This window comes from Marinagarivorans algicola, assembly GCF_001292705.1.
Taxonomy (GTDB): domain Bacteria; phylum Pseudomonadota; class Gammaproteobacteria; order Pseudomonadales; family Cellvibrionaceae; genus Marinagarivorans; species Marinagarivorans algicola.
In genome coordinates this window covers 79,565-90,485 of the sequence record NZ_LGAK01000022.1, presented here as the reverse complement: position 1 = coordinate 90,485, position 10,921 = coordinate 79,565, and the positions used below count along the sequence as shown (strand labels likewise).

5 protein-coding genes are annotated in these 10,921 nt (G+C 41.8%); 3 read left to right on the top strand and 2 right to left on the bottom strand.

Going from position 1 to position 10,921, the window contains the following annotated elements; translation table 11 throughout:
* Window positions 1-1,689 precede the first annotated feature (1,689 nt).
* Together AC438_RS09295 and AC438_RS09290 are read left to right on the top strand one after the other, a co-directional pair.
* Entirely contained in the window at window positions 1,690-4,074 is a 2,385-nt protein-coding gene (locus AC438_RS09295; RefSeq protein ID WP_156312529.1) for a hypothetical protein, read from the top strand.
* A gap of 11 nt (window positions 4,075-4,085) precedes the next feature.
* Entirely contained in the window at window positions 4,086-5,447 is a 1,362-nt protein-coding gene (locus AC438_RS09290) for a DUF1501 domain-containing protein (protein ID WP_053980980.1), read from the top strand.
* Between the two features lie 93 nt (window positions 5,448-5,540).
* Here AC438_RS09290 and AC438_RS09285 read toward each other — a convergent pair whose 3' ends face one another.
* Window positions 5,541-7,166 (bottom strand): DUF6359 domain-containing protein, encoded by a 1,626-nt coding sequence (locus AC438_RS09285; RefSeq protein ID WP_053980979.1) that lies wholly within the window; start codon window positions 7,164-7,166, stop codon window positions 5,541-5,543.
* Between the two features lie 245 nt (window positions 7,167-7,411).
* Here AC438_RS09285 and AC438_RS09280 point away from each other — a divergent pair, with 245 nt between their 5' ends.
* Window positions 7,412-9,763 carry a bifunctional 2',3'-cyclic-nucleotide 2'-phosphodiesterase/3'-nucleotidase gene (locus AC438_RS09280; protein WP_082354062.1) on the top strand — a complete coding sequence of 784 codons (2,352 nt, stop codon included), beginning with the start codon at window positions 7,412-7,414 and terminating at the stop codon, window positions 9,761-9,763.
* A 184-nt stretch (window positions 9,764-9,947) separates the two neighbouring features.
* Here AC438_RS09280 and AC438_RS09275 read toward each other — a convergent pair whose 3' ends face one another.
* On the bottom strand, window positions 9,948-10,424 hold the full coding sequence (locus tag AC438_RS09275) for a thioesterase family protein (protein WP_053980978.1): 477 nt from the start codon (window positions 10,422-10,424) through the stop codon (window positions 9,948-9,950).
* Between the last annotated feature and the right edge of the window lie 497 nt (window positions 10,425-10,921).

Below are 10,921 nucleotides of genomic sequence, written 5' to 3'. Positions count from 1 at the left end.
GTGTTGTTAAATATTTATACATATATAGACCTATAGATTATTTTTTTCATAAAGTGCGGTATTCATTTTTGTCACTATTACCCACATCGGTATTAGAGGCTCATCAATCATTAACTGGGTCGCTAACGATGCATGAGTACTTATAAGCAAATGCTATATCAGTACGTATTGTATAAATAAATACTGTATAGATAAGAGCGCTATCAACCAGCGCGACGCTAATAGCTCTAGACTTATGTCTGCGGCGTTTTTCTTATTATTCCCATAAAAATACGCTTAAATGCTCAAACAATAATGTGTCAGCGTTCTCATTAGGTAAAAAATTTTGGTGTGCTTAAATAGTTACAATTTTTTACACACTTTTATGCTGGAAATTATTTTATTGCCAAGTCTCAATAAATCAAAGGGAGATCTTATTTTATTGAGACGCACTTCCTTAGATTATTTCTATGCTGTTTTTGTAAAATAGACTTTTAGATATCGTTAAAATTATGCATTCAATTCTATAAGACTAGCCAGCAGGTACTCTTATTTTAATTGATTTTTTAACACGCGTACAACGCATAGCGCTTAACATAGAGTAGCCTATAGATTAGATAACATAAGGCTAAGAGCTATTTTAGAGCCATAAAACACTACAACGTTAGCCTTTTATAAGATGAGTTATTGAAACTTGAAACGCTTTTGGATAAAGAGGATAGAGATATAATTTTGGGGTGATCCAAGCTTATATTCTCAATAGAGCACCCGTCACATAGCATAGCGATGATTGCCTTAACTTCCCAGATTACGCATCTTAAAAACCCCATCCCAAATCACACCCTTACGAATCATTTAAGCATGCGATGCAGTTTTTTTAGTATAAAAGTAAGAATGACTTTATTCTCATTTCCTGCATTTTTACAGACCGTCAATATTCGTACCTTTATTCATCATAAATATAATATCGAGACTTTTTATTTATTATTTTGACACCGATAGGCGCTCTGGTAGGCGCCGCCAAAATAGAGATTATTCAATTGAAAATAGTTACCGCTATGCAGAGTAATCATAGCTACAGTACGCTTAATCTTCAGTAATAGCAAAGCATGCAGGCACTTATGCATAGAAAGCGTCATGTTTTTGATGCCAACAACGATCCACAAAAAAAATCATAAGTTGAGCCATACTCGATGCTGACTATGCAACATTAAGACTCATAATTAAGGCCCTATTATGCGACGCGAAGAAGCCATATTAATCCCACATTAAGACTGTAGAGGTTATTAGCCGCCCGCGCGGGCCTTTGATCACAACATTAAAAGCTGAGACATCCCAATCTAATCGAACGGTATTAGTTCACAATTTATCAGAGCAAGATCTGACATAGTGAATACACAAATCGGCATGGATAACTCTTGTGTATTTGAGTAATACAACACAAAAAATAACGCAAAATATCAAAAAATAGAATACTCAAAAGCGCGCGAATGAAGTGAAAATAGAATACAAAATATTATGAGCTTCACTGTTGAGCACTCTGTTATATCGGTGACTAGCAACTCGCTGCTGTTGGAGTCAAGTAAGAACCGATTGAAGCCATAGTTAATAAGGTGTGCCCTAAATAATAAAGCTACTCAACGCACGCCCTAATTAAAGATGCATTTTATTAAACGCAATAAAATATAGATTGAACTCTGGAGTCCTAAAATGAAATTAACCTTAATGCTAACCGCCGCTTGCGCGCTGGTTTTGGCCGGTTGCGCTGGCACGAGTGAACCTAGCTCGTCCAGTCATACAACCTCGACCACCTCGCAGGTCGCCTCTAGCGCTCCTGCGATATCCTCAACCTCTTCGTCTAGAGCCGTATCGAGTATCGTCAGATCCTCTTCCTCTGTTGTCAGTTCTACGCCCGTGATTTCATCAGTAGCCAGCTCCTCTGTGGCCGCGCCCTCAGCATGCCGCTTTGATGATGTTAAAAAAATATTTACCGACAATAACTGCATGCTATGCCACAACGCACAAAGCTTTGGCGCTATTGGTGGCGGTTTAAACTTAGATAGCGGTAATGTAGGGGCTAACTTACTCGATCGCACAACCAGTTTTGGTGGTGTTCCTTGCGCCGATGAAAAAGTTATCGACTCTAGCGATATCGGTAATTCATTATTGTTAAAGCTTATTGACCCCAATCGCTATTCCGACTTTAATGCTGGCAGCTGTAAGCGCAACCCTATGCCGCAAACCGGTGCTCGCTTGAAGCCTGCAGAAGTCAACTGTGTTGAGCAGTGGATCGAGCATGTGATCGATACCGAGAACCCGACCATCGAGCCTAACGCACCCAGTAAACCTTTTGCTGTTGCTGATCCGGCCTCGGCATTAATTAAAGCCAAATACCTGCTCAGTGGCTCGGCTATCACCCAGCAAGAGCTAAACGCTGTTGTCAGCGGCTCAAATTTTGACCCTGTCGCTCTACGCGAAAAAATTACCGACTGGCAAAAAACACCCAATTACGAAGCCAAAATGAAAAGCTTCCTCAAACAAGCGCTGCAAATGGAAGAAATTCCGGGCAGTTTTGGTTATCGTTACCAGCTAGGCAATTTTGGCGGTGTGCGCAGTAAAATTGATAACCACCGTGCACTATGGGAAGGCCTTAATAATATGTTTGTCGAAATGGCATGGGATATTGTTAAGAACGATCAACGCTTCAATCGCATTGCCACCACACGCCGCTGGAAAGTGACAACGGCTATTTTAGTGGCGCTGGGCTACGCCGAAAAAGAAAACCAAACCCCTGGCCGCGTATATTCTGAGCTTCCAGCCAAAGAAGACCGCTTACAACTGTTTGAGCATTTGAAACCTAGTGACTTTACTGACTGGCGCTATGTGAATATCGTTCAAAGTGATACGCCTATTCGCTATGCCAATACTGCCGGGTATGCCGCAACTATGCGTAATTACAAACACAACGATGAAGTTGAAATGCGCTTTCCACGCGTAGGCTTTTTCTCAGCGCCAGCGTTTTTAGAACTATGGGTCACTAACGATGGCAACCAATTTCGCGTCACCGCCTCGCAAAGTTTGATTACCGCTTTAGATGCGACTTTTTCAGCTAGTGATCCAACCGCACACCGAGGCGAAGCAGGTATCGACCTTGATCATGCCGACCCATCAACGGTATGTTATCAATGCCATCGTTTAATGGACCCTATGAAGCTGGTCTTTAGCAATTTCCAAACCACCAATCATCGCTCAAAAGATGTTGACAATAGCGTTAAACCTTCTTTTGCATTTATGGGTGTGCGTAGCGCAATGAAAAACCCTGATGACTTTGGCCGCTTGCTGGCAGAGCATCCCCGCTTCCCGATCGCTTGGGTACAAAAACTCTGTATGTGGGGTAACTCACAACGCTGTTCTGAAGCTGACCCAGAATTCCAGCGCTTAGCCGAATCCTTTAAAAATAATAATTTAAACTTTAATCACTTAGTGCGCGAATTTTTTAGCTCACCGATTTTTACCGCTACGCAAAAAATGGAAACTCACGAAAAAAATGAATATCTCGTCAGTATTAGCCGATCAAACCATTTATGCCATGCTCTTGATACACGTCTTGCAGATATAAAAGCCACCAACAATACAAAAGGCTCCGTGCAAATATGCAATAAAAATAGCGGTAAACTTGGCATTATTGGTAAAGATGGTCTTAATCGAGGTGATGCCGATTTCGTACAAGTAAAATCAGTCAGCACCTTTGATGCGCAATCAATCGATTCACAGTGTGCCGCAGCACGTAGCAAAATTTTTGCTAACAGCGATAATCGCATTATTGATTCACGTAAAAGTATCAATGATATTGTTGGTCAAATCACTCAACAATTTATGGGCTTACCCGAAAATCATAGCCGCTACAATAAAACAGTAAACGAGCTAAAGCGTGTGTACAACATCGCCTCTAACGGGACTACCTGTCCCAGCGGCACCAATGCTTTTGATCAAAGTTCCGTAAGTTGTGGCTTTGGTGAATCAAAAACAAAAGCGTTGGAGTATGTATGGTTCGCCGCATGCACTTCACCAGAATTAATTAGTTTAGGCTTTTAGGGGTAGCTACTATGAAACACACTATTGCACGACGTACCTTTTTATTAAAAAGCGCCTTATCGTTTGGCTCCCTACCTATGCAATCATTGGTGACCGGTTTACCGGTGTCATTTTTAGCAGGAACAGGGCTTGCAGGTTTAAGCAATCGCGCTTTTGCCGCCGATGATTATAAATATCTTATTGTCTCGCATATGCGAACAGGCGACCCTATTAATGCCAATATGCCAGGCACATACCCTGCAAATAACAGTGATGTGTTGTCGAATATTGACCATCCTGATGCACCAGGTTTTAAAGTGCCCACTGATTTTAAATTAGGGACTGTAGATGTAAAAGCTGCTGCACCTTGGGCCACACTGCCTAATGATTTACGCGCAAGAATGGGCTTTTGGAACCATGGTACCTATGTGAATGCACATACCGATTTTCAAGCCGTTAGGCGCTTTAACGGAGCGGTAAAAGATGAGAAATTCAGCTTAAACTCAAAAGAAGAATTTGACGGTTTTATCTCACAAGAAACCGCTACCGGCTTAGGCTGCGTACTGAAAGAGCCGTTAAGTGTAGGCGGCAATCGCATTAACTATGACGGCCAAGCAGTGCCTATTTTTGAACCCGATGCAATTAAAGGTTTATTTGCTTCTAATGCTGGCAATATCGAGCGCATGATTAAAGCGCGTGATCACTTTGTCGATCGCAATTATCGCAGCATTAAAAATAACGGCACCCCGGCACAAAAGAAATTTTTTGACAGAATGGTACAAAGTCGCCAAACAGCCGCTACGGTCAGTGAAGAGCTCAGCTCGCGCGTGAGCGGCATAAACGGTGATGATCCCGCCAACCAAGCGAAAATGATTGTGGCGTTAATTCAAGTCAACGTCGCACCGGTGTATACTTTTGGCATTCCTTTTGGTGGCGACAACCATCAAGACAATGACTTAAGCGATGAAGTACAAGAAACCACCAAGGCAATGGAATACATCGACACCTTATGGAAGGAACTTAAAGCTGCCGGCAAACAAAATGATGTGGTCGTCACCTCACTTAACCCCTTTGGCCGCACTTTATTACGCAATAGCCGCGGCGGTCGTGATCATAACGGGTTGCATCACGGTATGTTTGTATTTGGCCAAGCTATTAAACCCGGCATTGTTGGGGGCTTAGAGCCTGTGCGTACTGGTGGTAAAGTCACAGAATTTAAAGCCTCTGCCATCCAGTCAAATACCGGTAAAGCACGCTCAAACGGTGATATCCCGTTTGAGGAGACTCTCGTGTCTGTCGGTAAAACACTCGCCAAAGCTGTTGGGATTAGTGAAGAGCGTATTGAAAAGCGCTTAGATGGCGGAAAGATAATTAAGGGAGCACTTAAGTCTTAAAATTTTTAACCTTTTAAATACGGAATAACACCTTACCTTAAGGGTGTCATCAAAGCCTGTAGCACATACCACTATGCTACAGGCTTTTTTATATTAATTAATAATCGTAATCGCACTAACAGATTCAATACTGGGGCCAGAAAGATAGCTATCACGTACGCCCGTCACACGAATAAGTTGACCCAATATGGCACGATTTAAGACTGGACTAAATTGTTCACGCTGTTGAGGCTCTAGCTTAACGTTAATTATTGTTGTCTGATCATTGGCATCACTGAGCAATAAAGCATAAATACCATTTAATTCAGATTTCACCCTCCCCTCCACAGTCACTCTTGTACCCTTACCCAATACCAATGCCTGAGCAACACTGATAGTACCGGTATTCGGTGTATTGTCATCACCAGGATCTGTATAACCACAACCTTGCACAGGGCAAGGGGCACCATACGAACCCTTTGCGAAAGTCAGCGGCTTCCATGGCTGATATTGACCTCTAGGTTTGGACCAGGGCCGGCCGCTATTAGGGTCACTTTTCTCAGTAGCAGCCATAGGCGTGGGCGTCACTATACCGGCACGGTGGCGGTAACTATTAAAACGCGTGTACGTCTCTGGTGTGGCCAACCAATTAACAATATTAATCGACAATCTAGCAGCATTACCCGCATCGCTCCAGCCGGGGTAAGTTTTTTTAGTCGCGCCATTATCTTCTCTTTTATACTTTGGTGTCGCATCTTCAATGGGTGACGAGTCTCCAATAAAGGCCGCCTTACCCAAACCTGCTTTTGAAATGGCTACATAAGGCCCCTCTGCCATACCACCAAAATACAGGCCTGCATCATTAGCATGCGTCCATTTTTTTGGTGTGTCATTTGCGCCAAAGTATACTAAACCCTTCGCTTTCGTATTATCAATAATCGCCAGTGTTGCGCCTGCCGCCATTAATACAGGGCCCACACCCTGGGTTAGATTTTCGGTATCTGATGGTGCTTTCACACCGCTGACACCTCGCTTGTAATCTACGGCATTGAATCGAAACCGAATACCAAAATTTTGTACTAACCAACCTGCATTAGCGACTTTAGGGTTTCGTAAATCACCATAATGTGTATGCAAATCATACGCACTCGAGTCTGAACGGTTATAGCCATTAAATACTTCTGTAGCATCCCAAGTATTTAAGTTTCGATCGGCATCATAGTGGTCTGCAATAAAAAATATCCCCTTACCTGCCTGTACAAATTGCTCAAGTGCAAGATATTCACTCACACTAAAAGGGCGATTCGTTTCGGCCAAAACTAAAACATCTGCATGGGCAATGGCATCATAGGTAATAATGGCTTCATTTAAACCAACATTAGCAGGGATATTGTAATCATCAAAAAAATCAATGCGGCCATTACTGTTTAAATCAACACCTCGATATTCTTCTACGGTATAGCCCTCGGCGACGAGTGCATCAGCAAAATCCGAAAAAGCACCGTCTAATACCCAATCTGCATTACCTTGGGTCCCGCCATGTGATACATCAAATAAAATACGCTTACCGTTATCATTATTTGCTGTTGGTGCTTTTATCGGTGTACGAGCATTCCACTGAGCAGTGGCGGCTATAGCATTGACTGATAGCAGTGGTGCCGGTAATAAAAGGCAAGCTAAAATACATCTGAATTTTTGAGCCATTTTTTTGAATGTACAACAATACTGGGCGTTAAACATGGCACATCCTTTAGGGTATACCTAAAAAAGTGGTGAGTAGGCTAGACCTTACGAGTGTAGGGTTAGTCGAGGGTATCATGAGAACATTAAGGTTTTATTGTATTCATATTAAAGAGCACGCATAATCCGCATCTATTACAAAATAGTCATGAATATGAAATAAAAAATTCATCAAAATATGTCACTCTCCGCGCTTTAAATGACTTATCGATAAATTTATTATCGATATTTACGGAGATTCGCTCATGTTAGTCAAACATCAACAGCCACTGAAGGCTAATGTCATTACTGCCAAAAAAATAATCACCAGCGCTTTGCTTGCATCTTGTATCGCTTTATTAACCAGTTGTGGTAGCAGTAATAAGTCACAAGACAATACGATCGAACCTAGCGACAAACCTGTTAAAGAGCAACCAAGTGACGATGACAAAACCACATCTGATAACCAGCAAAGTCTACAATTAGATGATAAAACCATTGCAGAGCTAATAACGATTTTTGAAACAATTAAAAGCAACGCTGTCAACACCACCTTCAATAGCGATCAGCAAGCCGTATACAACAATCACATAGACACTATTCATTTTCTATTGAATACCGCTGAAGAGCTTATTGACCATGGCGCATTGGCCGATGAAATTGCCGACTTAAATGCTATTGTTAATGCAGAAAATTTTGCCCGCTTGCGTTTAATGGAAACAACGGATATTCATGCCTATTTAACCGACGTTAACTATTATAGCGATACCATACAAACCCGTTTTGGACTAAGCCGTACTGCCAGTTTAATTAAAACAGCCCGCGAAGAAGTCATCAATAGCGTATTAGTGGATAATGGTGATTTGATACAAGGCAATCCCATTGGCGACTGGATGGCCGCCAAAGGCATTGTCGCCGGCGAGGTGCACCCTGTTTATCAAGCCATGAATTTACTCGGGTACGATGTGGCTAATTACGGTAATCATGAATTTAATTATGGGCTAGCATTTTTAAAAGAGTCGGTTAATGATGCCAACTTCCCCTATATCAGTGCCAATATCTATAAGCCCGATGGTGATACTGATCCCACCAATGATCAACATTACTTTGACCCCTACACCATCATCGAAAAAACAATTAAAGACAATAACGGTCAAGACATAACCCTAAAAATTGGCTTTATTGGTTTTGTACCACCTCAGATTTTAGTTTGGGATAAAAAAAATCTAACCGGTAAAGTGACCGTAAAAGATATTGCCGCTACTGCAAAAGAGCTTATCCCTAAAATGCGAGCCGAAGGCGCAGACATTATTGTGGCTATACCACACTCAGGCATCAGTACAGCGCCTTATGACGAGAACAACCTTGCCGAGCATTCGTCATATTACCTGTCGCAGGTCGAGGGTATTGACGCAATTATGTTTGGCCACTCGCACTCCGTATTCCCGTCAGAAGCATTTGCCGATGTCGCTCACATTGATATTGAAAAAGGCACAATTAATCGCGTACCAGCCGTTATGCCTGGCTACTGGGGCAGTCATTTAGGCATTATTGATTTAGAACTTGCCTACGATAAAGACAGTCAAAAATGGAATGTTTTTGACCACCGAGTATCAACCCCCTCTATCGATAGCGAAAACGTTGTTACTGACGCTGCCATTACTGCCGCCTTAGCTGATGCAGATACACAAACGTCAACCTATATGAACCAGCCTATTGGCTCTGCCTCGGATGATATGTTTAGTTTCTTGGCACTCGTACAAGACGATCCTTCTGTGCAAATTGTAAGCGATGCACAAAAAGACTACGTTGAGCAGCTAATTCAAGGCGATGTTAACTTACAACACTTACCTGTACTCTCGGCAGCGGCACCTTTTAAAGCCTGTGCTCGCAGTCAGGACTGCAGTAATGAAAGTGATTTTGTGACTGTCAAAAAAGGTGATTTGGCCTTAAAAGATGCTGCCGATCTATACCTTTACCCCAACACACTACAAGTTGTAAAAATCAATGGAGACGAACTAACTCAATGGCTTGAGTGCGCTGCCGGTATGTTCAATCAAATAGATACCACATCCAGTGAGCCACAAGAGCTTATCAGTACTCGTTTTCCAACATATAATTTTGACGTGATCGATGGTGTTACCTATCAAATAGACGTCACCCAGCCTGCGCGCTATGCCGAGGGCTGTACATTAGATAATGAGGCTGCACAGCGTATTATTAACTTAACGTTTAATGATGAGCCTGTAACAACAGATATGGAATTTTTGGTGGCAACTAATAATTATCGTGCAGGCGGTGGCGGAAGCTTCCCAGGTACAGGCGGTGAGCATGTGGTGATTGAAGCGCCAGATGCCAATCGAGACGTACTGGCTAATTACATTAGATCGCTATCTGCCGAGAACGGTACTGTTAACCCCAGTGCTGACAATAATTGGCAAATCGCCCGCATCAATAGTGCCACTGAATTGAATATTATTTTTTATGCACCGGATACCAAACGTGTTTCCGATTTTATTAACAAGCAACAGCTGTACCCAATACGCTATATTAAAGCCAGTGAGCGTGGTGCAATGTATAATATTAACCTGCAAGCTAATAATTCACTGGCAAACTAATCATTGTTATCATGCTTCAGCCAAGCTGGAAGTCATTAACCTAATGGTACTAATGAGTTATTTCTGAGCATTTAAATACCGGAGCGCTTCTATGCGTTCCGGTACCTTCAAAAGTGACAAAACAATAACTACTAATCCAAGGTTAGAGCCTCTACCCAGTAATAGTCAGGCAAAGGCTCTGCTTTTATACTTTATTTTTAAGTCTTTGAGTCACAACATTCATAACCTCTAAGGGGGGAATAACGACTCCCTTATGCACAACACAACCCTTAGAAATACCTTCAGCAACAACTCGACCGGACAATACCGAAGTAAAGGTATGCTCCATATGAAAAGTTTTTTCATTCCAATCAATAATTTTTGTACTAATATGATACTTTTGAAATAGTCCCAGCGATCTTTTATACCGCATTGTATGCTCGGAAATGACTGGCATCCACTTATTCTGGATCATAGTTTTTGCAAGCCCAGAGCGAATAAAGATATCTAATCGCGACAAATCACAAATAGTCAAATAACGGCCATTATTCATGTGCATATTAATATCAATGTCGTTAGGTAATACACGAAATGTTAATGTACTGCTTGGCTGCTCTATGGGAAGCCTTGGCTTACCTCGAGAAACCAATAACACGTACAGCATTCTAAATATCAAGTACATTTTACCTCTCAGAAAGTGGCTTATTTAGCCAGCATGAATTGCTTAACCAATAAGCATACATCGCCTAAAAAATTAAATCTTGCGATGCTATTGGATTATAAAATGAAAGTATCAGCCATCGAAAACGCCGTTGATAAGGTCAGTATTTTTGCCTATAAGAGCCACTGTTGAAAACATAAATGCAGTGTCACTATTTAGCCAAACTCAACATTCAACCAAACAGAAAAATCTTACTTTATGAAGTGCTGATGGATTATTGACTGAGCATTGAAACGTAAAAGGAAAGGTTAGACTATGTACCCACAAGGAAATATGAAAAATTGGCTTTTGCAAAGATATAAAACTGAGAAGGATAATATAGCATCCCAAATAACAAAGTGGCTCGGTCATCATGAATACTCACTTTCGGTCCCTTAGCAAGGCCTTGCACTTAAAGACTCCGTCTTTAAACACCCAAACATTCATTACTGCCCCATCAGATACTGCTTTTTGGCCTA